This is a genomic window from Streptomyces sp. NPDC020917 (assembly GCF_044333795.1).
GTDB lineage: Bacteria > Actinomycetota > Actinomycetes > Streptomycetales > Streptomycetaceae > Actinacidiphila.
The window spans coordinates 1-24,677 of sequence record NZ_JBIRRR010000008.1 but is presented as its reverse complement, the minus strand read 5'-3'; the positions used below and the strand labels follow the sequence as shown (position 1 = coordinate 24,677).

The 24,677-nt window shown below is 72.6% G+C and carries 26 protein-coding genes and 1 riboswitch; of the genes, 10 read left to right on the top strand and 16 right to left on the bottom strand.

The features are described 5' to 3' along the window. Position 1: 1 nt before the first annotated feature. Positions 2–712, bottom strand: coding sequence for a copper homeostasis protein CutC (locus ACH4TG_RS18980; RefSeq protein WP_398243494.1), 711 nt, complete (start codon positions 710–712; stop codon positions 2–4). Between the two features lie 60 nt (positions 713–772). On the opposite strand from ACH4TG_RS18980, the gene ACH4TG_RS18975 reads away from it, so the two are divergent. After that, complete coding sequence (locus tag ACH4TG_RS18975; protein WP_398243493.1) at positions 773–1,447, top strand: hypothetical protein; 675 nt, start codon at positions 773–775, stop codon at positions 1,445–1,447. A 35-nt stretch (positions 1,448–1,482) separates the two neighbouring features. Here ACH4TG_RS18975 and ACH4TG_RS18970 read toward each other — a convergent pair whose 3' ends face one another. Next, positions 1,483–1,752, bottom strand: coding sequence for a DUF4031 domain-containing protein (locus tag ACH4TG_RS18970; protein WP_398243492.1), 270 nt, complete (start codon positions 1,750–1,752; stop codon positions 1,483–1,485). A gap of 1 nt (position 1,753) precedes the next feature. Beyond that, a complete protein-coding gene (locus ACH4TG_RS18965) occupies positions 1,754–2,161 on the bottom strand; it encodes a hypothetical protein (protein ID WP_398243491.1) in 408 nt (135 codons plus the stop codon). A 90-nt stretch (positions 2,162–2,251) separates the two neighbouring features. On the opposite strand from ACH4TG_RS18965, the gene ACH4TG_RS18960 reads away from it, so the two are divergent. Both ACH4TG_RS18960 and murQ read left to right on the top strand, forming a co-directional pair. Continuing rightward, a complete protein-coding gene (locus ACH4TG_RS18960) occupies positions 2,252–3,220 on the top strand; it encodes a MurR/RpiR family transcriptional regulator (protein WP_398243490.1) in 969 nt (322 codons plus the stop codon). Positions 3,221–3,284: 64 nt separating this feature from the next. Beyond that, the gene (gene murQ / locus ACH4TG_RS18955) at positions 3,285–4,238 is read left to right on the top strand and encodes an N-acetylmuramic acid 6-phosphate etherase (protein ID WP_398243489.1); all 954 of its coding nucleotides are present in this window, start codon (positions 3,285–3,287) and stop codon (positions 4,236–4,238) included. 530 nt (positions 4,239–4,768) lie between these two features. Here the strand turns inward: murQ and groL are convergent. From groL to thrC, 4 genes are all read right to left on the bottom strand, one after another. After that, positions 4,769–6,391, bottom strand: a complete 1,623-nt coding sequence (gene groL / locus ACH4TG_RS18950; RefSeq protein ID WP_398243488.1) for a chaperonin GroEL — start codon at positions 6,389–6,391, stop codon at positions 4,769–4,771. A gap of 322 nt (positions 6,392–6,713) precedes the next feature. Further along, positions 6,714–6,917, bottom strand: coding sequence for a cold-shock protein (locus ACH4TG_RS18945; RefSeq protein WP_009339379.1), 204 nt, complete (start codon positions 6,915–6,917; stop codon positions 6,714–6,716). Between the two features lie 467 nt (positions 6,918–7,384). Further along, on the bottom strand, positions 7,385–7,660 hold the full coding sequence (locus tag ACH4TG_RS18940; protein WP_398243487.1) for a MoaD/ThiS family protein: 276 nt from the start codon (positions 7,658–7,660) through the stop codon (positions 7,385–7,387). After that, complete coding sequence (gene thrC / locus ACH4TG_RS18935) at positions 7,657–8,988, bottom strand: threonine synthase (protein WP_398243486.1); 1,332 nt, start codon at positions 8,986–8,988, stop codon at positions 7,657–7,659. Before thrC ends, ACH4TG_RS18940 begins: the two co-directional genes overlap by 4 nt. After that, a riboswitch (SAM riboswitch) is annotated at positions 8,982–9,114 on the bottom strand. Its footprint overlaps the gene before it by 7 nt. A 155-nt stretch (positions 9,115–9,269) precedes the next feature. Here thrC and ACH4TG_RS18930 point away from each other — a divergent pair. Then, on the top strand, positions 9,270–10,235 hold the full coding sequence (locus ACH4TG_RS18930) for a glucosyl-3-phosphoglycerate synthase (protein WP_398243485.1): 966 nt from the start codon (positions 9,270–9,272) through the stop codon (positions 10,233–10,235). A 139-nt stretch (positions 10,236–10,374) separates the two neighbouring features. After that, positions 10,375–11,790: a trehalose-6-phosphate synthase gene (locus tag ACH4TG_RS18925; RefSeq protein ID WP_398243484.1), complete on the top strand. Its 1,416-nt coding sequence runs from the start codon at positions 10,375–10,377 to the stop codon at positions 11,788–11,790. A 474-nt stretch (positions 11,791–12,264) separates the two neighbouring features. Here the strand turns inward: ACH4TG_RS18925 and ACH4TG_RS18920 are convergent, their stop codons facing one another. Both ACH4TG_RS18920 and ACH4TG_RS18915 read right to left on the bottom strand, forming a co-directional pair. Beyond that, positions 12,265–12,534: a glutaredoxin family protein gene (locus ACH4TG_RS18920; protein WP_398243483.1), complete on the bottom strand. Its 270-nt coding sequence runs from the start codon at positions 12,532–12,534 to the stop codon at positions 12,265–12,267. A 59-nt stretch (positions 12,535–12,593) separates the two neighbouring features. Then, positions 12,594–14,039, bottom strand: a complete 1,446-nt coding sequence (locus ACH4TG_RS18915) for an SMI1/KNR4 family protein (protein WP_398243482.1) — start codon at positions 14,037–14,039, stop codon at positions 12,594–12,596. Positions 14,040–14,049: 10 nt separating this feature from the next. Here ACH4TG_RS18915 and ACH4TG_RS18910 point away from each other — a divergent pair, with 10 nt between their 5' ends. Further along, entirely contained in the window at positions 14,050–14,277 is a 228-nt protein-coding gene (locus ACH4TG_RS18910; protein WP_398243481.1) for a DUF397 domain-containing protein, read from the top strand. Here ACH4TG_RS18910 and ACH4TG_RS18905 read toward each other — a convergent pair. Continuing rightward, entirely contained in the window at positions 14,274–15,491 is a 1,218-nt protein-coding gene (locus tag ACH4TG_RS18905) for an FG-GAP-like repeat-containing protein (protein WP_398243480.1), read from the bottom strand. The two genes, ACH4TG_RS18910 and ACH4TG_RS18905, sit on opposite strands and share 4 nt — an antisense overlap. Before the next feature lie 73 nt (positions 15,492–15,564). Further along, positions 15,565–16,185 (bottom strand): TetR/AcrR family transcriptional regulator, encoded by a 621-nt coding sequence (locus ACH4TG_RS18900; protein ID WP_398243479.1) that lies wholly within the window; start codon positions 16,183–16,185, stop codon positions 15,565–15,567. A gap of 122 nt (positions 16,186–16,307) precedes the next feature. Between ACH4TG_RS18900 and ACH4TG_RS18895 the strand changes: the two genes are divergently transcribed. After that, positions 16,308–17,342 carry a hypothetical protein gene (locus tag ACH4TG_RS18895; RefSeq protein ID WP_398243478.1) on the top strand — a complete coding sequence of 345 codons (1,035 nt, stop codon included), beginning with the start codon at positions 16,308–16,310 and terminating at the stop codon, positions 17,340–17,342. A 55-nt stretch (positions 17,343–17,397) separates the two neighbouring features. Here ACH4TG_RS18895 and ACH4TG_RS18890 read toward each other — a convergent pair whose 3' ends face one another. The 4 genes from ACH4TG_RS18890 to ACH4TG_RS18875 all read right to left on the bottom strand — a co-directional run bounded on the left by ACH4TG_RS18890 (position 17,398) and on the right by ACH4TG_RS18875 (position 20,923). After that, on the bottom strand, positions 17,398–18,114 hold the full coding sequence (locus ACH4TG_RS18890; RefSeq protein WP_398243477.1) for a class I SAM-dependent methyltransferase: 717 nt from the start codon (positions 18,112–18,114) through the stop codon (positions 17,398–17,400). A 61-nt stretch (positions 18,115–18,175) separates the two neighbouring features. After that, positions 18,176–18,664, bottom strand: coding sequence for a hypothetical protein (locus ACH4TG_RS18885; RefSeq protein WP_398243476.1), 489 nt, complete (start codon positions 18,662–18,664; stop codon positions 18,176–18,178). 99 nt (positions 18,665–18,763) lie between these two features. Further along, positions 18,764–19,012, bottom strand: a complete 249-nt coding sequence (locus ACH4TG_RS18880) for a NucA/NucB deoxyribonuclease domain-containing protein (RefSeq protein WP_398243475.1) — start codon at positions 19,010–19,012, stop codon at positions 18,764–18,766. A 1,332-nt stretch (positions 19,013–20,344) separates the two neighbouring features. After that, a complete protein-coding gene (locus tag ACH4TG_RS18875; protein ID WP_398243474.1) occupies positions 20,345–20,923 on the bottom strand; it encodes a TetR/AcrR family transcriptional regulator in 579 nt (192 codons plus the stop codon). Positions 20,924–21,048: 125 nt separating this feature from the next. Here ACH4TG_RS18875 and ACH4TG_RS18870 point away from each other — a divergent pair, with 125 nt between their 5' ends. Continuing rightward, entirely contained in the window at positions 21,049–21,477 is a 429-nt protein-coding gene (locus ACH4TG_RS18870; RefSeq protein ID WP_398243473.1) for a nuclear transport factor 2 family protein, read from the top strand. A 41-nt stretch (positions 21,478–21,518) separates the two neighbouring features. Here ACH4TG_RS18870 and ACH4TG_RS18865 read toward each other — a convergent pair whose 3' ends face one another. Next, positions 21,519–22,223 carry a sigma-70 family RNA polymerase sigma factor gene (locus ACH4TG_RS18865; protein ID WP_398243472.1) on the bottom strand — a complete coding sequence of 235 codons (705 nt, stop codon included), beginning with the start codon at positions 22,221–22,223 and terminating at the stop codon, positions 21,519–21,521. 60 nt (positions 22,224–22,283) lie between these two features. On the opposite strand from ACH4TG_RS18865, the gene ACH4TG_RS18860 reads away from it, so the two are divergent. Together ACH4TG_RS18860 and ACH4TG_RS18855 are read left to right on the top strand one after the other, a co-directional pair. After that, a complete protein-coding gene (locus ACH4TG_RS18860; protein WP_398243775.1) occupies positions 22,284–23,111 on the top strand; it encodes an alpha/beta fold hydrolase in 828 nt (275 codons plus the stop codon). A gap of 278 nt (positions 23,112–23,389) precedes the next feature. Continuing rightward, positions 23,390–24,298 (top strand): hypothetical protein, encoded by a 909-nt coding sequence (locus ACH4TG_RS18855; protein WP_398243470.1) that lies wholly within the window; start codon positions 23,390–23,392, stop codon positions 24,296–24,298. Positions 24,299–24,677: the final 379 nt, after the last annotated feature.

The following is a 24,677-nucleotide window of genomic DNA, read 5'->3' as shown; positions in this document are numbered from 1 at the left end:
GTCAGGCGACGGGCACGGAGGTGTCCAGCGCCTCGCGCCAGGTGCGGACGGCCTCGGGGTCGACGGGCCCGGCCCAGCCCCCGGAGCGCACCGCGCCGCCGACGTGGAAGGCGTCGAGGCCGGCCGCCCGCAGCGCGGGGACGTGTTCGAGGAGCAGCCCGCCGCCGACCAGGAGCCGCGGCTCGTACCCGGGTTCGCCGGTCCGCGCGGCCTCGGCGCACAGCACCGGCAGCCCCGCCCCGACGCCCTGGGCCGAACCGGCCGTCAGATACGTGTCGAGCCCGGGCAGTCCGGCCAGTTGCAGCCGCAGCGCGTCGCGGTCGGCGGCCCGGTCCATGGCGCGGTGGAACGTCCACCGGCAGCCGTCGAGCACGTCGACGAGGGCGTGCACCGCGTCCAGGTCCGCGCGGCCGCGGCCGTCGAGGAAGCCGAGCACGAACTCCTCGGCGCCCTCGGCCCGCAGGCCCTGCGCGGCCTCGCACAGCGCGTCCAGCTCGGCGGGGTCGCCCGCGCTGAACCCGTCCGAGAGCCGCAGCATGACGCGCAGCGGGATGGTGACGGCGTGGCGGATCGCACCGAACGTGGCACGGGACGGCGTCAGTCCGTCCGCGGCCATGTCGGTGACCAGTTCGAGGCGGTCGGCGCCACCGTCCTGGGCCGCTACGGCATCGTCAGCGCCGAGGGCGATCACCTCGAATATTGGTCTAGACATATGAGCAAGGGTGCCACACCCGTCACTCACGCGCGAGATGGGTAGCGCACAATGGCCCGCATGCCTTCGATCACCGCCGACGCCCACCCCCGCTACAACGCCCTGCTGGCCGAGTGGTCCGAACTGCTGCGCCGCTGCCGGGCGGAGGACCGGGACGCCGCGGAGGACCCGACTCCCTACGGGCGTGAGCTGCTCGAACGCTGGGCGGAGCCGCAGCGGCGCTATCACACGATCGACCACCTGGTGGCGGTGCTGGCCCGGGCCACGGAGCTGACCGCGTACGCGCACGACCCCGACACGGTGGCGCTCGCCGCCTGGTTCCACGACGCGGTCTACCGGCCGGACCGCAGCGAGAACGAGGAGCGCAGCGCCCATCTGGCCGAACGGGCACTGCGCGAGGCGGGCGTGGACGAGGCGCGGATCGCGGAGGTCGCGCGGCTGGTGCGGCTGACGGTGACGCACGACCCGGCGCCGGACGACCGCGACGGCGAGGTGCTGTGCGACGCGGACCTGGCGGTGCTGGCGGGGGATCCGGCGGCCTACGCCGCCTACGCGGCGGCGGTGCGCGAGGAGTACGGCTTCGTGCCGGACGACCTGTTCCGCACCGGCCGCGCGGACATCCTGCGGCGCCTGCTGGAGCTGCCGCGGCTGTTCCGCACTCCCTACGCGTACGAGCAGTGGGAGGCGGTGGCCCGCCGCAACCTCACGACGGAGCTGGAACTGCTCGAGGCCTGAGCGGCGCCGCCCGGCGCGGGGCCCCGCGCCCCGCCCTAGCCCGGCCGGTGGCGTTTGCGGCGGCGCAGGCCCGCGGCGGTGAGGCGGGCAACGATCTCCCGGCTGCCGACCTGGATGGCGCCGAGCCCGACGGCGTCGCCGTAGCGGGTGGCCGGGATGTCGTAGTGGTCCCGGTCGAAGGCGCGCGCGGGGGCGCCCAACCGCTCGGCGAAGGCGTGCAGTTCCGCGAAGGACTCGTCGCTGACCAGGTGCGACCAGTAGCGGCCGTGCCCGGGCCAGGTCGGCGGGTCGATGTACACCGCCACCTCAGGCCGCCCCGAGCGAACCCACGGGGGCGACCACCTCGCCGCGGGCCTCGCACACCCAGTGCGGGTCCGCGCCGAGTTCGGGCTCGACGGCCAGCGCGTGCGGCTCCTCGCAGTGCGGGCACAGCGGCCAGCGGCCGTGCGTCTCCATCAGGGCGTCCTGGACGTCCTGGGCGAGCAGGCCCGGCACGAACTCCGCGCCGTCCGGCCACTGCTGCAGCCACCACCGCCGCTTGCTCACCGCCTCCTCCAGCAGTGAGACGATGCCGGCGTCTGCGACGTCGCGGGCGGTGAGGTCGGCGAGGACCCGTGCGCGCGCGCCGTGCATCACCGCTTCCAGGGCGGCGGGGTCGGCGTCGTGGTCGCCGGGGTCGCCGGGGTCGCCGGCGGGGTGATCAGCGGGGGCCATGCCCCCATTGTCCCTTGCCGCGAAGGCCCGGCGAGGTGCCCCGCGACGTGGTCTTGACGGTGGCCACTGCCTGAAAATACCTTTCACAAGGTGACCTATAGCGTGAAGGAAACTTTCTCCCCGAGCGTCCGCGCCCTCCGCGGCGTGCCCGGCGCGCCCGCACTGCCTGTCGCGCCCCCCGATCCGGGGGCCCTCGCCGCCAAGGTCCGCACCCTCGCCCCCTCGATGACCCGCTCGATGCAGCGTGTCGCCGAGGCCGTCGCGGGCGACCCGGCCGGCTGTTCCCACCTCACCGTCACCGCCCTCGCGGTGCGCACCGGCACCAGCGAGGCCACGGTGGTGCGCACCGCCCGGCTGCTGGGCTACCCCGGGTACCGCGACCTGCGGCTTGCGCTGGCGGCGCTCGCCGCCCAGCAGGCCACCGGCGCGCCGCCCGCCGTCACCGCCGACATCGCCGTCGACGACCCGCTCGGCGACGTCGTCACCAAGCTCGCCCTGGAGGAGCAGCAGACCCTCGCCGACACCGCGGCGCAGCTGGACACCGCGCAACTGGAGGCGGCGGTCAACGCGCTGGCCGCGGCCCGACGGATCGACATCTACGGGATCGCCGCGTCCGGGCTGGTCGCCCAGGACCTGGCGCAGAAGCTGCTGCGGATCGGGATGATCGCGCACGCCCACGCCGACCCGCACCTGGCCGTCACCAACGCCGTCCAACTGCGGCCCGGCGACGTGGCGTTGGCCATCACGCACTCCGGCGGCACGCATGACGTCATCGAGCCGCTGCGCGCCGCGTTCGACCGCGGGGCGACCACCATCGCCATCTCCGGCCGCGCCGACGGCCCGGTGACGCAGTACGCCGATCTGGTGCTCACCACCTCCAGCTCGCGCGAGAGCGAGCTGCGGCCGGCCGCCATGTCCAGCAGGACGAGCCAACTGCTGGTCGTGGACTGCCTGTTCATAGGTGTCGCGCAGCGCACGTACGAGGACGCGGCGCCCGCCCTGTCCGCGTCGTACGAGGCGCTGGCGCACCGGCACAGCCCGCGCGCCCACCGCGCCTGACCGCCGCAGGCGGCGCTGCTCGCGACCGCCGTCCCCCCACCGCACCTCACTCCATGCGAGAAGGATGAACGAGCCGCATATGACCCACCAGTACACCGAGTTGCGCCGCGAGTTGGAGACGCTGACCACCGAGGCGTTCCGGCCCGAACTCGCCGAGATCGACCGCATGCCGACGCTGGAGATCGCCCGGATCATGAACGGTGAGGACGCCACCGTTCCGGCCGCCGTGGCGGGGCAGCTGCCCGCGATCGCCGCGGCGATCGACGGGGTCGCGGAGCGGATGGCGCGCGGCGGCCGCCTGGTCTACGCCGGTGCGGGCACCGCGGGGCGGCTCGGGGTGCTCGACGCCAGCGAGTGCCCGCCGACCTTCAACACCACGCCCGGGCGGGAGGTCGTGGGACTGATCGCCGGCGGCCCGGACGCGATGGTCACCTCGATCGAGGGCGCCGAGGACAGCCGGGAGCTGGCCGCGGCCGACCTGTCCGCGCTGCGGCTGACCGAGGCGGACGCCGTGGTGGGCATCTCCGCGTCGGGCCGCACCCCGTACGCGGTGGGCGCGGTGGAGTACGCGCGGACGGTCGGGGCGCTCACCGTCGGGCTGTCGTGCAACGCCGGCTCGCAGCTGGCCGCCGCCGCCGACCACGGGATCGAGGTGGTGGTCGGGCCCGAGCTGGTGTCCGGGTCGACCCGGCTGAAGTCCGGGACGGCGCAGAAGCTCGTGCTCAACATGCTGTCGACAATCACGATGATCCGGCTCGGCAAGACCTACGGGAACCTGATGGTGGACGTGCGGGCGTCCAACGAGAAGCTGAGGGCGCGGTCGCGCCGGATCGTGGCCCTGGCCACCGGGGCCGGCGACGCCGCCATCGAGGCGGCGCTCACCGCCACCGACGGCGAGGTCAAGCCGGCGATTCTGACGCTGCTGGCGCAGGTCGACGCTTCCACCGCTGCGCGGTTGCTCGCTGATTCGAAGGGGCACCTTCGGACGGCCATCGACGCGGCCGCCCACCCCCACTAGGCCCTTCCCCGGGCAGGGTCCACCCCTCACCCCCTCAACCTCCACCCCTCCGCGGGCGGCGCTCTGCCCTCCGCGGGCGGCGTTCACCCGTGAACGGGCTGGCCTTCCCCCTCCGCGGGCGGCGCATTGCCCTCCGGCGGAGGGGGTTCAGCCCTCAGCCGGCGAAGGGCAACCGTCAGGGGCGCGGGGAACTGCGCGAGCAACCGGCCACCGGCCGGTGGTCCGGGACGGACTGAACTGCCCCTTCGGGGCGGTTGGCGGAGTGCGGCGCCGCACTGGCTGGGCGCGCTGGGGGCACCTCCCAGGCGCAGCTCTGGGGGACCCCGCGCCCCTTCGGGGGACGACCCGCCGTCGTCAGGGCGCGCCACCGTCGTGGCTGAGGACGAAGTTCCCCGCGCCCCTGCGGGGCACCGCCTGCCCGGCGGAGGAGCGTCGCCGTCGCACGGCCGGTGCGTGGCTGAGGGCGCGCAGGAAGGCGCCCCCCTCCCGGGTGGGAGGAGGGCGCCGTGGAGAGCTTCCTGTCCGGAGGACTAGAAGTCCATGTCCCCGCCGGGCATGCCACCCGGAGCAGCCGGCGCGGCCTTCTCCGGCTTGTCGGCGATGACGGCCTCGGTGGTGAGGAACAGCGCGGCGATCGACGCCGCGTTCTGCAGGGCGGAGCGGGTGACCTTGGCCGGGTCGATGATGCCCTCGGCCACCAGGTCCACGTACTCGCCGGTCGCGGCGTTCAGGCCGTGACCCGGGGTCAGGTTGCGGACCTTCTCCACCACGACGCCGCCCTCGAGGCCGGCGTTGACGGCGATCTGCTTCAGCGGGGCCTCCAGGGCGAGCTTGACGGCCGACGCACCGGTCGCCTCGTCACCCTCGAGCTCCAGCTTCTCGAAGACCGCGGACGCCTGCAGCAGGGCCACGCCGCCACCGGCGACGATGCCCTCCTCCACGGCGGCCTTGGCGTTGCGCACCGCGTCCTCGATGCGGTGCTTGCGCTCCTTGAGCTCGACCTCGGTGGCCGCGCCGGCCTTGATGACGGCCACGCCGCCGGCCAGCTTGGCGAGGCGCTCCTGGAGCTTCTCGCGGTCGTAGTCGGAGTCGCTGTTCTCGATCTCCGCACGGATCTGGTTGACCCGGCCGTTGACCTGGTCGGTGTCACCGGCACCGTCGACGATGGTGGTCTCGTCCTTGGTGATGACCACCTTGCGGGCGCGGCCGAGCAGGTCCAGGCCCGCGTTCTCCAGCTTCAGGCCGACCTCCTCGGAGATGACCGTGCCGCCGGTGAGGATCGCGATGTCGCCCAGCATCGCCTTGCGGCGGTCGCCGAAGCCCGGGGCCTTGACGGCGACGGACTTGAAGGTGCCGCGGATCTTGTTGACGACCAGGGTCGACAGGGCCTCGCCCTCGACGTCCTCGGCGATGATCAGCAGCGGCTTGCCGGACTGCATGACCTTCTCCAGCAGCGGGAGCAGGTCCTTCACCGCGGAGACCTTGGAGTTGACGATCAGGATGTAGGGGTCGTCGAGCGACGCCTCCATCCGCTCCAGGTCGGTGGCGAAGTAGGCGGAGATGAAGCCCTTGTCGAAGCGCATGCCCTCGGTGAGCTCGAGTTCGAGCCCGAAGGTCTGCGACTCCTCGACGGTGATGACGCCTTCCTTGCCGACCTTGTCCATGGCCTCGGCGATCAGCTCGCCGATCTGGGTGTCGGCGGCGGAGATGGACGCGGTGGAGGCGATCTGCTCCTTGGTCTCCACGTCCTTGGCCTGCTCCAGCAGGGCGGCGGAGACGGCCTCGACGGCCTTCTCGATGCCGCGCTTGAGGGCCATCGGGTTGGCGCCCGCGGCGACGTTGCGCAGGCCCTCCTTGACCAGGGCCTGGGCCAGGACGGTCGCGGTCGTCGTGCCGTCACCGGCGACGTCGTCGGTCTTCTTCGCGACTTCCTTGACCAGCTCGGCGCCGATCTTCTCGTACGGGTCCTCGAGCTCGATCTCCTTGGCGATGGAGACGCCGTCGTTGGTGATCGTGGGGGCGCCCCACTTCTTCTCGAGGACGACGTTCCGGCCCTTGGGGCCGAGGGTGACCTTGACGGCGTCGGCGAGCTGGTTCATCCCGCGCTCGAGACCGCGCCGCGCCTCCTCGTCGAACGCGATGATCTTGGCCATGTGAAGGGGTCCTCCCGGACAGGGGGTGAGTTGCGCTCGGGACCGCGTGGCGCCCGCGACGGACGGCCGGTCGGCCGCCGGTTCCGTCCCGGCGTCCGGCCGGGCCTCACCGACCCGGTCCTGCTGTCACTCTCACTCGTAGAGTGCTAACGCCAATGATTAGCACTCACCCCTACCGAGTGCAAGCGAGTCCGGCCCACGGCGGCCCAACTCGCACCTCGCGCGGGGGCGGCGCCGGAGCGCACGAAAGGCCCGTCTCCCTGACGGGAGCGGGCCCTCCGGCGTGCGAGCGTCGCGTCGATGGCCGAACGCGCCGGGATGTTCAGCCTGCCAGCCGGACCATGTCCGCCTGCGGCCCCTTCTGACCCTGCGAGATCTCGAACTCGACCCGCTGGCCTTCCTCGAGGGTGCGGTAGCCGTCCATCTGAATCGCGCTGTAGTGGACGAACACATCCGCACCACCGTCGACCGCGATGAAGCCGTAGCCCTTCTCCGCGTTGAACCACTTGACGGTGCCCTGAGCCATTCCTAACTCCCCTATTGCTGGCCCTATCGCGGCCCCGCACTCCGCGGGCCCGGGTCAGACCTCACCTCCCGTAGCACCCCTTACCGCTCGACGGGTGGGGGCCCTGGGGGGCGTGCGCCGGAACGCGTCGACCGCGGCTGAATGTATCTGCACGGATGCCCACTGCAACAGGTCAATTGGACGAGAATTCTTGGCGCGACCCATCGGAAATGCCCTGAGAAAAGCCCATATGACGGGGCATCTCGGACGGGACAAACCCGGATGCTCGGCGCGATTCGCTCGCGAATTTGGCGATAAATCGCCGCAGCGACCTGAGAGGGGCTCACTTGCCCCTGGCAACAGTACCGGTGGCCCGTCGGCGCCCCGGCAGCAGCGTGCCCCGTCCACCCTCAGGGGTGAACGGGGCACAATGCGACAGAACCGCGCGGTCATGTGGCGGATCTCCGCAACGGAGGTTTCAACGGCGTTCAGCCGCCCGCGACCGCCGGAATGATCGACACACTGGCGCCGTCCGGCACCGCGGTGGCCAGTCCCTCGGAAAAGCGCACATCGTCGTCGTTCACATAAACGTTCACGAAACGACGGAGTTTTCCGGTGTCGTCGAGAACTCGCGCCGAAATGCCGGCGTGATTCTTCTCCAGCGACTCGATGACCTCGGCGAGCGTCGCGCCCTCGGCCGGCACCTCGGCCTGGCCGCCGGTGTAGGTACGGAGGATCGTGGGGATGCGGACGGAAGCACTCATGCGAGGCCAGCCTCTCGGAACGCGGCAAGGGTGGGTCGGATGGTCGCGGTCGGCCGGGCGGAGGCCTCCACCGCGTTGAGGGTCTTCAGGCCGTCGCCGGTGTTGAGTACGACGGTCTCGGAGGAGGGGTCGAGCTGGCCGGTCTCGACCAGCTTGCGCAGCACGCCGACGGTCACGCCGCCCGCGGTCTCGGCGAACACGCCCTCGGTGCGGGCGAGCAGCGTGATGGCGTCGACGATCTGATCGTCGTTCACGTCCTCCACCGCGCCGCCGGTGCGGCGGGCGATGTCCAGGACGTACGGGCCGTCGGCCGGGTTGCCGATCGCCAGCGACTTGGCGATGGTGTCCGGCTTGACCGGGCGGACCACGTCCTGGCCGGCCTTGAACGCCGCGGACACCGGCGAGCAGCCCTCGGCCTGGGCGCCGAAGATCTTGTAGGGCTTGTCCTCGACCAGGCCGAGCTTGATCAGCTCCTGCAGACCCTTGTCGATCTTGGTGAGCTGGGAGCCGGAGGCGATCGGGATGACCAGGTTGTCCGGCAGCCGCCAGCCGAGCTGCTCGGCGATCTCGTAGGCCAGGGTCTTGGAGCCCTCGCCGTAGTACGGCCGCAGGTTGACGTTGACGAAGCCCCAGCCCTCGCCGACCGGGTCGCCGATCAGCTCCGAGCAGAAGCGGTTCACGTCGTCGTAGCTGCCCTCGATGGCGACCAGGTCGCCGCCGTAGACCGCGGCCATGACGACCTTGGCGGACTCCAGGTCGTGCGGGATGAAGACGCAGGAGCGGAAGCCCGCGCGGGCCGCCGCCGCGCCCACCGCGCCGGCCAGGTTGCCGGTGGAGGAGCAGGACAGGGTGGTCAGACCGAAGGTGCGGGCGGCCTCCAGGGCGATGGCGACGACCCTGTCCTTGAAGGAGTGGGTCGGGTTGCCGGAGTCGTCCTTGATGTGCAGCCCGCCGGTGATGCCCAGCTCGCGGGCGAGGTTGTCGGCCTTGACGAGCTTGGTCCAGCCCGGGTGCAGGTTCCGCTTGGTGGCCACGTCGGCGGGGACGGGCAGCAGCGGGGCGTAGCGCCAGATGCTGGCCGGGCCGGCCTCGATCTGCCGGCGCAGCGCCTCGGGGTCGCCGACCGGAAGGTCGTAGGCGACCTCGAGCGGGCCGAAGCACTCCTGGCACGCGAAGATCGGGCTGAGCGCGAAGCGGGTGCCACACTCGCGACAGGACAGGGCCGCGGCGGGTCCGAACGCGTCGCCGAACGGGGAGTCGGTCGCGGTGCTGCGGTCGGTGTGATCGGCGGTGTGCACAGCCATGATGGCGAGGCCCTTTCTCCTCATCTTCCTCACGCCGCAGGTCGCGTCATGAGACGGAATTGGCACCTTCCCCACCGTGGTGACCTCGCGGTCGGCGGGAGGGTTGCCGGGGCTTCAACGGGCCGTTCCCTCTGCCCCTCTGGATGAGCGGTATGCAGTTGTGGGACGTATGCCTTCGCGGCGTCCCGGCGCGCCGACCCCGGCATGCGGGCGTCGTACGCGTTGTTCAAGACTGTAACCGACGACTCCGGCAGCTGAGAGGGTCGTCCGTACCGCGAGATGGATCACACCGGGGAGTGGCGCACGTGCTCGACGAGGTGGAGCGCTGGCTGGAGCGGCGATCGTGGTCGGCGGCCGAGCGGCCGCTGGACGTGCTGCTCGCGGCCAAGCGCGAGGCCGGCGCGCAGGGCACGGTGAGCGTGGTGCTCCCGGCGCTGAACGAGGAGGAGACGGTCGGCGACATCGTCGCGACGGTGCGCCGCGAGCTGATGTCGTCGCAGGTCCCGCTGGTCGACGAGCTGGTCGTGGTGGACTCCGCGTCCACCGACCGCACGGCGCGGATCGCCGAGCGGGCGGGCGCGCGGGTGGTGCAGCGGGACGCGATCCTGCCGCGGCTGCCGGCGCTGCCCGGCAAGGGCGAGGTGCTGTGGCGCTCGCTGCTGGCCACCAGCGGGCAGATCGTCTGCTTCGTGGACGCCGACCTGCGGCAGTTCGACGCCGCGTTCGTGTCCGGGATCGTCGGGCCGCTGCTGACCGAGCCGTCGGTGCAGCTGGTCAAGGCGATGTACGACCGGCCGCTGGAGCGCGGCGGCGCGGTGGTGCCGGGCGGCGGCGGGCGGGTCACCGAGCTGGTGGCGCGGCCGCTGCTGAACCTGCACTGGCCGCAGCTGGCGGGGTTCGTGCAACCGCTCGGCGGGGAGTACGCGGGGCGGCGGTCGCTGCTGGAGCGGCTGCCGTTCCCGGTCGGGTACGGGGTGGAGCTGGGGATGCTGATCGACGCGCTCGGGCTGGTCGGGCTGGACGCGCTCGCGCAGGTCGACGTGGGGGTGCGGCGGCACCGGCACCAGGACGGGCAGGCGCTCGGCCGGATGGCCGCGGCCATCTACCGCACCGCGCAGCTGCGGCTGTCCCGCGCGCCGCTGGTCCGCCCCGAGCTGACGCAGTTCACCCGGGAGGGCGCGGCCTTCGTGCCCACCACGCACCCGGTGGACACCGCGGAGCGCCCGCCCGTGCTCACCGTCCCCGAGTACCGGCCGCATCGCGCGGCGTAGCGGGACCGCGCGGTCCGGCGGCGGGTCTGCGGCGGCCGGGCGGCGGTCTTCGGTGGTCCCACGCCAGCTCGACGGCGGTCCGGGGCCCGGAAGGGGCTGAGGGAGTTTGAGGGGCTGGTGTGGTGGCTAGGCTCGCGGCATGGGGAATTCTGCGAGGATCCTCGTCGCCTCGAACCGCGGCCCGGTGTCGTACACGGTGCGACCCGACGGCACCCTGGACAGCAGGCGCGGCGGCGGCGGCCTCGTCTCCGGGCTGAGCGCGATCGGCCCGGACGCCGGTGCGCTGTGGGTGTGCGCGGCGCTGTCCGACGGCGACCGCGAGGCCGTGCGGCAGGGGCGCACCGAGCCCGGCTCGCGGATGATCTCCGTCCCCCCGGACGTCTTCCACGCCGCCTACAACGACATCGCCAACTCGGTCCTGTGGTTCGTCCACCACATGCTGTACCAGACCCCGCTGGAACCCGTCTTCGACGAGGAGTTCCGCGGCCACTGGGACGCGTACCGCGCGTACAACACCGCGTTCGCGGACGCGCTCGCCGAGGACGCGGCCGAGGGCGCCGCGGTCCTGGTGCAGGACTACCACCTCGCGCTGGTGCCCGCACTGCTCCGGCAGCGCCGCCCCGACCTGCGGATCGGCCACTTCTCGCACACCCCGTGGGCGCCGCCGGACTACTTCCGGCTGCTGCCCGACGACATCGCGGCCGAGCTGCTGACCGGCATCCTGGGCGCGGACCGCGCCGCGTTCCTCACCCGCCGCTGGGCGGCCGGGTTCGCCGCGTGCTGCGCGGCGGTGCTGGGCGCGGAGGTCTCCGGCGACGGCTCGGCGGTCACCGTCGAGGGCCGCACCACGCGGCTGGGCGTGCACGGGCTCGGGGCCGACGCCGCGTTCCTGCGCGAGCGGGCGCACCGCGCCGACGTGGCCGAGCGCATCGAGCAGCTGCGGTCCGAGGCAGGTCCGGGCCGCCGGCTGATCGTGCGGGTGGACCGCACGGAGCTGTCGAAGAACATCGTCCGCGGCCTGCTGGCCTACCGGCAGCTGCTGCGGGACCACCCCGGCTGGCGCGAGCGGGTGGTGCACGTCGCGTTCGCCTACCCGTCCCGCCAGGACCTGGCGCTGTACCGGTCCTACACCGAGGAGGTCGCGCGGGTCGCCGGAGAGATCAACGAGGAGTTCGGCACGCGGGACTGGCAGCCGGTGATGCTCAAGGTCGACGACGACTTCGCGCGGTCGCTGGCCGCGTACCGGCTGGCCGACGTGGCGCTCGTCAATCCGATCCGCGACGGGATGAACCTGGTCGCGAAGGAGGTGCCGGTCGTCTCCGACAACGGGGTGGCGCTGGTCCTGTCCCGGGAGGCGGGTGCTTTCGAGGAGCTGGCCTCGGACGCGATCACGGTGAACCCGTACGACATCCGGCAGACGTCCGCCGCTCTCAACGCTGCGCTGACCATGCCGGAGGCGGAGCGGGCGGAGCGGACGAAGCGGCTCGCCGATGCGGCGACGGCTCTGCCGCCGTCGAAGTGGTTCCTGGACCAGCTGGAAGCACTCGGCGGCTGACGCCCCTTCCCGTAGGGGTTCGCCGGTATCGGAAGCCCGGGTGCCCCGGGGCCTGGTCTGCCGCCTGCCGCGCCGTCGTGGCTTGTCGCGCTGGGGGACCCCGCGCCCCTGGCGGTGCACCTTCGGTGGGTGGGGTCGGCGCCGCCACGGGAGTATCTCCTCGGAACTGTGCGTGCGGCTCCCTCCGCCAAGTGGGCCGGGCGCATGCACAGTTCCTGCGGGGACACTCCCGCACCGTCCCCTCCCAGCCCGCCCCCCGTCTGCGGGATGAAATTGGCCTGGGCTCCCCTGCCCACCGGGCAGCACCAAAGGGGCGCGGGGAACTGCGCGCACAACCACAGCGGCGCGGCACCCGGCAACGGCGGCCCGGGGGCACCCCAGACCCCCGCCCCGGAGGGGCGGATGCTCCAGGGGCGCGGGGAACTGCGCGCCCAGCCACAACGCACGCCGCAGGCCCCGCGAGGGCGCGGGGAACTACGCGAGGAGATGAGGAGCGCGTTCGCGGACCGCGGCGAGGAGTTGGCGGCGGGAGGGGTTGACCATGGGATGCCCGGCCACCACGACCGTGGGAACCGTCTCGCAGCCGTCGGCAACCGAGCGGAGAAAAGCCTTCGCCTCCTTGTCCCGGAAGATCAGACGCGTGGAGTAGCGCAGCCCGCTGAACAGCAGGCTCAGCCGCAGCTTGATGCAGTAGACGCAGTCGGGCCGCCAGTACATGACGACGCCGTCGTGGTCCTCGGGCATGGCCCCTCCCCGTGTCTCCGTACTCCCGTCGTGCCTGGTCGCAGCCTACTGGGCGGAGATCAGCCGCGGGCGGTGGTGAGGATCTCGCGGCCGCGCTCGGGGGTGATCAGCTGGGCGAGGACGGGGTGCGCGAGCAGGGATATCGGGGCTATGTGGTCCTCGCAGACCGGGCGCCACAGGCGCAGCGCCGCCCGCAGGTCGGGCCAGGCGGCCGCGCACAGTTCGGCGCGCAGCGCCCGCACGTGTCGGGGGCTGGTGAGCGGGTCGGGGTGCGGGACCGGGCCGTCCCCGGCATAGAGGACGGCGAGGAGTCCGCCGGGGCGCCGCGCGGGAGTGTCGGAGGCCTGGAACGCGGGTGCCCCGGCGAGGCGGTCGGCGACGGCGTGCACGGCCGCGTCGAACGCGGGCGGCCCGAACGACAGCCGGAATCCGGGCTGTTGGCGGCGCTGCTCGTAGTCCGCGACGAGCTCGCGGACGGGCTGCGGGGCGTGCTCCTTCAACCGGGCGAGCGGGCGCAGGGCGTGCCGCTCGGCGAGTTCGTCCTGGCGGAGGAGCAGCGGGAGGAGTTCGGCGGCGAACAGCGGGCCGAGCAGGATCTCCCCTTCGTGCGGGCGGTGCCACAGAAGGTCGACGACCCAGCGCTGCCAGTCGCCGAGCAGCGCCTTCATCTGCACGCTCAGCACGTCGGCCCGCCGGTTCCCGAACTCGTGGGCCTCGGCGAAGACCGTGAGGGGGCCGTCGACCTCCCCGCCGAGTGCGGCCCGGCGGGCCTTCTCGACCTCGGCGTCCCAGCGGTCCCGGGTGGGGCCGGGCGGCCTGCGCAGCGCGTGGAAGGACCGCCACTGCCGGCGCATCAGGTCGTGGAAGGAGTCGTGCCGCTCGGGGCCCTCGCCGGACCAGGAGGCGAGCCAGTAGCCGGCCCACTCGCCGTCCTCGCCGACATCGTCCGGGTCCAGGAGCATCACGGCGGCGTCCCCGTCGAGGGAGAGCCGCAGCGAGCGGGCGAGGACGCGGGCCTCCTGCACGCCGTACGGCTCGGGCTCGTCATCGTCGAACTCGCCGTACCCGTCGCCGCGTTCGTCGCCTTCGTCCGCCGTACCGTCCGCGGTGTCCGCAGCATCCTCTTCGTCCTCCGCGTCCTCGCCCGCGATGTCCTGGTACACCTCGATCCAGGTGCGGTCGTCGGTGTCGCGCAGCCACTCCAGCTCTTCGGTGCCGGCCAGCCGGTAGATGAAGTTCCCCGCGTCCCGCCAGCCGTTGGTGACCAGCAGGAACTCCCGCAGCGACGGCGGGAGCCGCCGGCCGAGGCGGGCCTCGGCGGCGGCCACCTCCGCCTCGCCGGCCGGTGCGAACCCCAGCCAGGTGTCGCGCACGACCTCCTCGGCGAGGGGTGCGTCGTACTGCGGGTCGTGCCCCGCGACCCACTCCCGGCTCCACAGCTCCAGAAACGGCCGCCACGCCGTACGCTCGCCCATCGCCGCCGCCCCGCTCTCCGACTCGGTCACACCGATCCTCGTGTCTGACCCCACTTCACCACGGGGGTCTGACAACGCAGTCCGGCGCTCGACTCACCCCCAGCCGCAGCAGCCCTCGACGCAGGGCGGCGACTGCGTCGAGACAGCCACGTGCACCGGCAGTGTCCATGTCCGGGACTCGAAGGACCCCGCGGGTCCCGTCCTCACGTTCTCCGCCGCGTGGTCCGCGGTCGTGACGTATGCGGCGGCGGAGAAGTCGTGCGGCTAGTAGAGGGCGTCCCCGTCATTGAGGTAGTCGTACGTGCCGTCGTTGACGATGGTGCCCCCAGCCCGGCCCCGGTAGAGGCGAATTTCGCCGTACGAACCGGTCTCGCCGGCCAATAGGTCGGGGTGTCCGTCCTGCGTCATGTCGCCGACGCCGAGCAGCATCGTGAACCGGCCCCATCCGCCGGTGCCGATCATCTTGCGGGCACCGAAGGCGCCACGGCCGTTGCCCGGGTAGAGCCACAGCTTGCCGGAGGAGTCGCTGACGACGAGGTCGTTGCGGCCGTCGCCGCTGAGGTCACCGGGGGCGGCGAAGGCCCGCATGACCTGCCAGCCGCCGCCGATCAACGTGCGGGCGCCGAACGCGCCCCTGCCGTTACCCGGGTACATCCACAGCTGCCCCTTGGTGTCCCGGGCCACCAGGTCGCCCTTGCCGTCGCCGTTGAGGTCGCCGACGGCCTGGATGCGGGTCATGGAGTTCCAGCCGCCGCCGATCAGCTTGCGCGCGGCGAACGCGCCCCTGCCGTTGCCGGGGTACATCCACAACTGGCCCTTGGTGTCCCGCGCCAGGAGGTCCTCGGCCCCGTCGCCGTTCAGGTCGCCGTGGCGGGTGAGCGCGGACATGGAGTTCCAGCCGCCGCCGATGAGGGTGCCCGTGCCGTCACCGCGCAGGAAGTACAGCCGACCGCTGTAGGCGCGGTCGAGCAGGTCAGGGACGCCGTCCCGGTTCAGGTCGCCGAAAGGGGCCGCGGTGGTCGGTGCCCAACCGTTGGGATTGCCCCACTGCACGTACTCCGGGCCGCCCTCGCACTGCCGCATGGTGCGCGCCCAGCGGACGGACCCGAGGTTGTTGTCGAGGTGGCTGTTCTTGTCATGGATGGGGTAGAGGTCGAGTTGGGAGTCCGGACCCTCGCCCAGGACCTCGACGTCGTGGATCGAGTCGATGTACTGGTAGCCGGTCCTGCTGTACATGCAGAAGTACATGTAGCCGGTGCGGTTGTAGACGGACGACGCCCTGGTCCGCCACGCCCCCAGGTCGGACTGCGGCGAGGTGTAGGTCGCCATCGCACCCTCACCGCCGGCGAGGTCGAAGACGCAGAACCGCCCCTTCGGGCACCGGTCGTATCCGGTGGCGGCCTGCGCCGGAGCGACGGACGTGGCGATCAGCCCCAGAGCGGCGGCGGCCGTCACCAGGGCAGCACGGAACGAGATCCGCATGTGTGGTTCCCCCCAAGGAACATGAAGCCCCGCACACGCGTGCCGGGGTGGGCACATGGTAGGGCCTGGCGCCTCAGGCGGGTGGTGTGCTGCGGCCGCGTACGAGGGGGAGGTAGACCTCGTCGACGATCTCGACGAGGACCTCGTCGGGGGCGGTGGGGACGCCGCGGACGACGAACTCGTTGCGGAGCAGGGTCATGGCGACGGTGGCGACCCTGAGGTGGAGCGCTTCGGGGGAGGCTTCGCCGCGGGCGATCGCGCGGCCGAGGATGGTCAGCCAGGGGGCGGCCGCGGCGTCGCCCGACTGGTCCTGGAGTTGGGCCAGGAGTTCCGTGGCACCGCCGGCGGCGGCCATCAGCTCGCGCAGGATCGCGCCCTGAGGTGAGCTCCAGTAGCGGTTCGCCTGGCGCAGCCATTCCAGGGCGTCGCCTCGCAGACTGCCGGTGTCGGGCGGCTGGACGGTCGTGGTGAGCCGCCGGTAGGCGGCGACGGCGAGGGCGAGGCGGTTGGGCCAGCGGCGGTAGAGGGCGTTCTTGTTGGTGCCGGCGCGGGCGGCGACCTTGTCCATGGTCAACCGCGAGAAGCCGCCCTCGGCGAGTTCGTCCGCCGCCGCGCGCAGGATCGCGTCCTCCAGGGCGGCCCCGCGGCGCCGTGTCTGCCCGGCACCCGGCGCACCGCTCGGCCTCTCCGACATGGCCCCTACCCGCCCGTTATCGACACCATACGTACCTTCCCATCTTGACCTCTTGCGCCGATCCACCGCAAGTAAGGTACGGTCCGTACCGTAAATTCTTCCGAGTAACGAGGGAGCGACGCATGCGCGCCAGAGGCATCAGCTACGACACCGGATTCGCCTGCAACGGCCATCTCGGCCGTGCGCGGTTCGACGCGGAGGTGGTGGAGCGCGAGCTGACGATCATCCGCGACGACCTGCACTGCACCGCGGTCCGCATCATGGGCGGCGACCCCGACCGGATCGAACGCGCCGCGGTGTGCGCCGCCCGCCTCGGGCTCGAGGTCTGGTTCTCCCCCTACCCGCTGGAATCGACCACCGCCGAGATGCTGTCCCTGTTCGCCGACTGCGCCGAGCGGGCGGAGCGGATCAGGCGGGGCGGGACGGAGGTCGTGTTCGTCACCGGCGCCGAACTGAGCCTGATGAACAAGGGGTTCCTGCCCGGCGACAGCGCGGAGGACCGCGTCTCACTCCTGAGCAACCCCGGGTCGGCGCGCGAGCACATCGGAGAGGCGGGCGCCCGGGTCAACGCGTTCCTGGCCGAGGCCGTGTCCGTGGTCCGGGCGCGCTTCGGCGGCAAGGTCACCTACGCCGCGGTACCCCTGGAGAACGTCGACTGGACCCCGTTCGACGTCATGTCCCTCGACCTGTACCGGTCGGCCGAGATCGCCGACCGCTTCCCCGCGGGCGTCCGGCACCTCGTGGCGCAGGGCGCCGCGCAGGGCAAGCCCGTTGCCGTCACCGAGTTCGGCGCGGCCGGCTACCGGGGCGCCGGCGACAAGGGCGCGCGCGGGCTGGAGATCGTCGAGTACGACGGCGACACCCGCGCGCCGCTGCGACTCGGCGGCACGCCGGTCCGCGACGAAGCGGGCCAGGCCGCCTATCTGCGGGAACTGCTGGGGGAGTTCGACGCCGGAGGCATCGATGCCGCCTTCGTGTTCACCTTCGCCCTCTACGACTTCCCGCACCGCCCCGACGGCGACCCCGGCGATGACCTGGACCTGGCCAGCTACGGCATCGTCAAGGTCCTCGAAGAGGGCTCCGGCGCCGCCTACCCCGGCCTGCCCTGGGAGCCCAAAGCCGCGTTCGGCGCGGTCGCCGGGTGCTATCGCGTGTGATCGGCAGGGCCGAACCGCCCGCTTCCGTGGGGAACTTGGGATGCGTCACCCCCGTTCAGGCCGCCCGGGTGCAGCCGACGAGGAGGGCGTCGGCGCCCCGCGGCCCGCCGGCGGCAGGGAGCACTCCGACGGTGGTTCCGGTGAACCCGGACTGCTCCAAGAGCCGTTGCCACACATGGCCTTGGAGGACCCAGCGGGGCATCGTGGTGCCGCGGCCGTCGGGGGTCGCGGCCGGGATGTCGGCGTGGACGGCATCCGCTTCGGCGGGCCTGCCACCGGCGTAGTGGGCGAGGGTGGAGAACACCAGGCGCCCGCCCGGGCGAAGCGCGGCGGCCGCGGCCGGGAGCAGTTGCCGGGGATCGGTGAAGCAGGGCGCGCCGAAGACGGCATACAGGACGTCGTAGGCGTGCGGTGAGGCGCGCAGGTGGTCCACCGCGCTGCGGGGCACGATGCGAAGAGTCGGGGCGAGGTGTCCGTACAGGGCTGTGGCGAAAGCCTGTTGGGCCGGGGAGTTGTCGACCGCGTCGACACGGGCCGGCTGGTGGCGGGTGGCCAGATGGGCGGCGTGCCGCGCGGACCCTGCGCCGAGGTCGGCGACGACCCGCCCGGTCAGGTCGCCCAGGATCTCCGCCCCGGGGCCGCCGTCCTGGGCCCAGTCCCAGTGGAAGCCGCCGGGGATGGCGCGGTCGCGTGCGGCGCGCGCCCGGCCGTAGTGGTGCCACAGGTCGGCGCCGGTGGATGCATCGGCGCCGGTGGATGATGATGTCGGCATCCCGCCCGTCCCGGCGGCTGCGGCCTGCGCGGGGAGGGATCGACCGGGCACTGCGGTGGGCCTAACTCGCCGGCCAGAGCCGGATCAGCCACCGTTCCGTGCCGCGCGGCAGTTCACCCGCTTCGATGCAGTCGGGCCAGGCGGCCACGGTCTCCTGCCTGCCGCGGCACCAGACCGCGACGCGGTAGCGGCCCGGGGGGACGGTGAAGTCCTTCGCGAGGCCGTCCGCGGGGATGCCGGAGATGCCGGAGGCCAGGGAGAGCCGGCCGCCTTCCACGGTCAACTCGCCGCTCTCGCCCTGCCATCCGTCGCCGGGGCCGGGCGGTTCTGCCGACCAGTGCTCGATGTCGACGCGCGGCTCGTTGTCCTCGACCGCGCTGGCGAACCGCGCGAGCACGGCGCCCGATCCCGTGGTGAACAGGCGGTCACCGGGTACGTCCGGCGAACTGCCGCTCTGAACACCCTCGCTGACGTCGACCAGATGGAACAGGTGCGCCTCGGTGAGCGGGAAGCCGCCCGTGGCCGACCGGAGACGGGGTGACTCGGTCATGGTGATCTCCTCCGCTGCTCGGGGGAGGCCGGGGGTTGTCCGGCCTCCCCGTTACAGCATGCTCGGCCTTGCGCGTTCACCGTGCCGGCGGCCCTCCCGTCACGGCCGGACGGCCACGTAGAAGGGGTCGTTGATGCCGTTGTCGCCCAGGATCCGCTGCTCGGCGTAGAACTCGCCCAGCTGCGTCCCGGCGTCCTGATTGTCCTTGCTGCCGATCGGCTTGACCACGTAGTTCCGGAAGTTGCCCCAGTTGGCCGCGCCCTCCAGCGTCGACGCGAACGGGTACTCGTCGCAGTCGGTGTTCGGCGCCGGGTACTTGCCGGGGAAGTACTTGCGGCACGCGGCCACCGCCCTGCCGCGGTGCAGGCTGATGTGCAGGGTGTCGCGGTGGAGCGGGGCGACGCCGGGGCCCCGGCGACGCTCTTGAACGGGACGCCGAACAGGATGGAGGGAGGCTGGGTCGCCAGCGGCGTGTTCTGCGCCTCCCAGATGTTCTGTGCCGACTGCGGGGTGTTGCTGCGGTGCACCGCCCAGGTGGGTGTGGCCGCCCAGGGGAAGACGCATCCGCGGCCGGCGCCGGCGTGGATGAGGTAGCTCGCGGAGTCGCACCGCATCTGGCTGGTGGGGCCGTTCCGGGTGACCGGCCCGTTCTCGCCGCCCTCGACCATCAGGTGCCAGCTGAGGTTGGCGTAGCTCACGTCGTCGGTCCCCAGGCCGGTGCCGGACGGCTGCTCGAACTGGTAAAAGAACACCTGGGCGCCCGACAGCGCCCATTCCTCGACCGGTTCGGTCGTGGGCTGGCCGTAGTCCGTGGTGCACGGACCCGATCCGTGCGACGCCGAGCAGGTGGTGCTGACGGTCAGCGCGATCTCCGTCATGTCCCCCCACGTGGTCCAACCACCCACGTACTGCTCGACGTTGACCGTCCGGTCGCCGTCGTCGGTGAACTGGATGTCGACGAGGTCGGCGTCCGCGGTCCCCACCGTGTCGCAGCCGAAGAGCCATTCGCAGACCACGTGCCAGGTGTGCAGCCGGTAGGACTGGCAGGAGTCGAACCGGCCCTTGGCCCAGCCGTTCCCGTGGGACGACGAGGCGGCGTGGGCGAGGCACTCGTCCACCGATATCGGCTGGATCGGCGTGGACACGGCGGACGGGCTGACGTCCGCGTGCTGTGCCGAGCGCCGGGTGTGCGCCGTGCCTCCGGGGACCGTCTTGGCGGTCTCCGGTGTCACCGTCATGTACACCGCGCTGGTCCGCGGGTGCTTCGCCGTGGGCGACGGCGTGCCCGGCCCGGCCTGGGCCTGGGCGGTGGCGGTGCCGGCGCCCAGGAGCAGCGCTCCGGCGAGAGCCGCCCCCATGGCCGCGTACCAGCCCCACCAGCGCGCTAATCGCGGCGAGACGCGCCTCGCGCGCACTGAGTCGATCATGTCGTTTCCCCTCCCGTGTGGCACGGCGCGGGCTCGTCCACGAGGAGCGCCTCCGCGAGGTGCACGGAGGCCGCCGTCAGGGCCGTGCAGCCGGGCGGCGCCGTTTCCTTCGTACCGCCCGATCGCCGGGGGATACGAACAGTCCGCAGGAAAGCCGCACAACTCTCGCATCCGGAGGATCACTCTCAGGGCACCCGGAATCGGCCATTCCCGACTGCCGCCGTGCTGGACGGAGTTGGGGCCCCGCCCGGCATCACGGGACGCGCGGGCCGGGTCGATCACGCAGGCCGTCCAGGAGGACGGCGGTCATGCGGGCGGCGACCGCGTCGGGGTGCGCGGCGGAGCGGACGGCGACGAGGAGGCCGGAGAGCAGCGCCATCACGTCGGCGGAGGTGACGTCGGGACGGACGGCCCCCGCGTGCTGGGCGCGGACGAGGAGCCGCTCGGTCTCCTCCCTCAGGCGGGCCGCGGGCTCGGCGACGGCGGCGCGGACGTCGACGCCCGCGCCGATGAGCGCATCCACCAGATCCCGCTTGGGCGCCGCCTCGCGCACCATGTGGTCGAGGAACCCGAAGAACGCCGCCCCGGCATCGCCCGACTCACCCAACTGCTCTGCGGAGGCGACGAGTCGGCGCATGCGCTCGTGGACCACCGCCTCCAGCAGCGCCTCCTTCGTCGGGAAATGGCGGTACAGCGTGCCCGGGCCGACACCCGCCCGCCGGGCGATCTCGTCGAGCGGCACCGCCACTCCCTCCTGGGCGAACGCGTCCCTGGCGACCTCGAGCAGGCGGTCGCGGTTGCGCCGGGCGTCGGCCCGAAGCGGCTTGTCCATACCGGCGTTCTCCTGGGTGCGGATACACGGGGCGCAGATAAACGGGGCGCACTCTCCGGTTATCCGCTACGGTCTAACCGGGGCGCGCTCTCCGATTCTATCGACCTCCCCGAAAGGGCTCCGCCATGTCCGCACGCAGCACCGCCGAGCAGTTCCTTCGCGCCACCGTCGGCGACGACCCCGGCGACCTCGCCGACTCCTACGCCGACGAGGTCGTCATCGAGATGCCGTTCGCGCCCGCCGGCCTCCACCCCTCCCGCATCGCCACCACCCGCGAGGAGTTGCGGACCCGCTTCCGCGCGGGCGCGAGCCTGCGCAGGTACGACCGCGTGACCAACATCCGTGTCCACGAGACCACCGATCCGCGGGTCGTGGTCGTCGAGTACGACCTGCACGGGCACATGGTCGCGTCCGGCGAGGACTTCACGCTGTCCTTCGCGATGGTCATGACGGTCGAGGACGGACGCATCGTCCACACCCGCGACTACGCGGACCCGCTCGCGGGCGCCAGGGCCCTCGGCCGCCTGCCGGAGCTCCTGGACGCTCTGCGGTGAGCCCCCGCCGCATCGCCGACCGGGGCCGCCCGCGGTGGTGGTCAGGCGCCGGCCCGGAGGCGTTCGCGCTGGAGGGCGCAGGCGAGGGCGCGGCGGGTGGCGGGTGAACCGGGCGGCGCGGGGCGGGACTTGGTCGCGGGCTTCGGGGGGACGTCGAGGGCGCGGCTGATCGCGTCGTAGGCGTCGCGGTGGCCGGCGGGCAGCGCGTCCCGGTGGTCGCGGAGGTCGGCCTCGACCAGGCGCCGCAGGGCGTCCACGCTCTGCGGCGTGAACCGCTTGCGGCCGCGCGACAGGGCGTGGAGGTGGCGGGTGCAGTGCGCGGTGTCGTCGAGGGCCGCGGAGATCTCCTCGGCGACGCCCCACAGGCGGCCTTCGAGCCACGCGGTGTCGTACTGGTCGAGGGCGAGGCCGATCGGGGGCGCCGGGTCGGCGCCACGGGCCTTCCCCATCTGCTTGGAGACGGCCGGCTGGCTCATCCCGGCGAGCCGGGCGATGGCGTCCTGCGTCCAGCCCAGGCGGGCGAGCGCCGCGATCAGCTCGGCACGCCGCCCGCGCATCTCCTCTCCGGCACGGATCACGTCGTTCATCGCCGCGAAGATGCGGCCGGCCTGCGCCTCGGTCAGAGCGCCGGGAGTCGCGCCTTCCGCGGGAGCGGCGGGAGCGGCGGGACCGGCGGCATCCGCGGGGTTCGCGGCGTTCTCGGGATTCACAGGGTTCGCGGCGTCCACCACCCGGTTGTACACCATGGTCGAGCCCGGATCATAACCAGGTTGTACAACCGGGTTATGAGTGGCAGGATCCGGGCCATGCCCACCTTCTCCGCCCCCGACGGCACCCGCCTCGCCTACCGCACGGCCGGCACCGGCGCCCCGCTGGTCTGCGTCCCCGGCGGCCCCGCGGACTCCGCGTACCTCGGCGACCTCGGCGGGCTGTCCGCGCACCGCCGGCTGGTCGTGCTGGACCTGCGCGGAACCGGCGGATCGGCGGTTCCCGAGGACCCGGCCTCGTACCGCTGCGATCGCCTGGTGGACGACGTCGAGGCGCTGCGCGCGCACCTCGGCCTGGCGCGGATCGACCTGCTGGGCCACTCCGGCGGCGCGAACCTGGCCCTCCAGTACGCGGCCCGGCACCCCGATCGCCTCGGCCGGCTCGCGCTGGTCGCGCCCGGCAGCCGCGCCGCCGGCATCACGATCACCGGCGAGCAGCGGCGCACGGTCGCCCGGCTGCGCGCCGACGAACCGTGGTTCGCAGCCGCGTACGCCGCACTGGAGGCCGTCACCGAGGGCAGGGACGGCGACTGGGACGCCATCTCCCCCTTTTTCTACACCCGTTGGGACGCCGCAACCCGGGCCCACCACGCCGAGGCACAGCCTCGCAACCAGGACGCCGTCGCCGCCTTCGCCGCCGAGGGCGCCTTCGACCCGCCCGCCACCCGCGCGGCCCTCTCCGCCCTGACAGCCCCCGCCCTCCTGCTCGCCGGGGAGTTCGACGTGAACAGTCCGCCGACATCCGTCGCGGAGCTGGCGGCGCTGCTCCCCGGCGCGTCCCTCTCGGTGCAGCCGGCGTCCTCCCACTCCCCCTGGCTCGACGACCCCGGGCGCTTCGTCGCCACGCTCAGCCGATTCCTCTCCTGACGCGCCCACTTGGCCGCCTCATCCACCCGCGACCCACCGGCCGGCCGGCAGGAGCCCGGTGTCCGGAGCAACTGGTGAGGGCTCAACTCCTCGCTCAACTCCCTTGATTTGTAAGCGTGTTGTGCGCGAAATGCGTGGACGGTGTGAGATACGCTCGCCCGGCCCCGGGGGGAGCCCGCACGCGTGCGGGTCCGGGGGTCTTGTTCCGGTGTCGGCAGTCCGGCGCGACCGAGGTGTCGCCGCGGGGTGCCGTCCCTTTATGGAGGGGGTAGTTCTACATGTCTCCACGCGCGTTCCTTCGCGTCCCGGCCCGCGGCGGCGTCGTCCTCACCGCGGCCGCGCTCGCGGTCGCCTGCGGCTTCGCCGGCGCGGGCACCGCCCAGGCCCAGCCGCTCACTGCGACCTTCAACCTGACCGGTGACGCAGGCGACACCATCACCGGCGGCAACGCGTACGCCTACGACGCCGGTACCGGCGCCACCTTCGCCGAGCGCGTCACGTCCAGCGCGAACACCAACAACAGCCTGTACGTCTCGGTCAAGGGCACGACCGGCGAGCAGTGGGTCCTCTACCTGCAGGCGCCGTCCGGCCAGCCGCTCACGCCGGGCCAGTACGACGGCGCGACGAAGTACCAGGTGGGCAGCGCCCCGGCCCAGCCCGCCCTCTACTTGAGCAGCTCCACCAAGACCTGCACCACCGTGGCGGGATCGTTCACCATCACCGACATCGCCTTCGCCCCCAACGACGGCGTCCAGCAGCTCGACGCGACGTTCGAGCAGCACTGCAACGGCGCGGCGGCGGCCTCGCGCGGCGAGGTCCACCTCACCAACCCGGCCCCGCTCGCCCTGAACACCGCCATCACGGCTACGGGGACATTCAGTTCACTGAACGGCAACGCCACCGTCCAGGGCACGCTGAGCTGCAACACCGCGGCCCGGCTGTCCGTCTCGGGCACCGTCACCCAGGTCGCCCACCGCACCATCATCCGCGGCTCCATCCCGGCCGCCACCGTCGACTGCACCCCCGGCACCCCCGTGCCGTGGTCCGGCACCGCGGTCCCCACCGGCACGACCCCCTTCCAGCACGGCGACGTCGAGGTCACCCTCACCGCCACCACCAACGACCCGACCTACGGCTCAATCGTGGCAACCACCACCACGGGAGCGGTGACCCTGAAGAAGGGGTGATTTTTGGGGGGGGTTGGGGGTGGGGGGCGTCGGGTGCGCGGGGGGGGTGGAGGTAGGGCGCGGGGTAGGTGGGGTGGGCGGGGTGGGTGGGCGTGATCGGTGGGCGTAACTCGTCAGGTGGACGGATCGGCTGAACGTGATCGGTGCGGGTAGCTCGCAGGTGGACGAATCGGCTGAACCTGATGGGTGAACGTAGCTCGTCGAGTGGACGATTCGGCTGAAGGTGATCGGTTGCCCTAGCTCGAAAAGTGGACGTCCTGGCCCTTATTGCCGCGCCCTCGCCTCCGGGCCCTTAGACCCGGTGTCTGCCGGTCGATCGTGCTCGGCCCGCTCGTTCCTCACGGGCCTGCGCGCGTTCTCCCTCTAGACACCGGCGGGC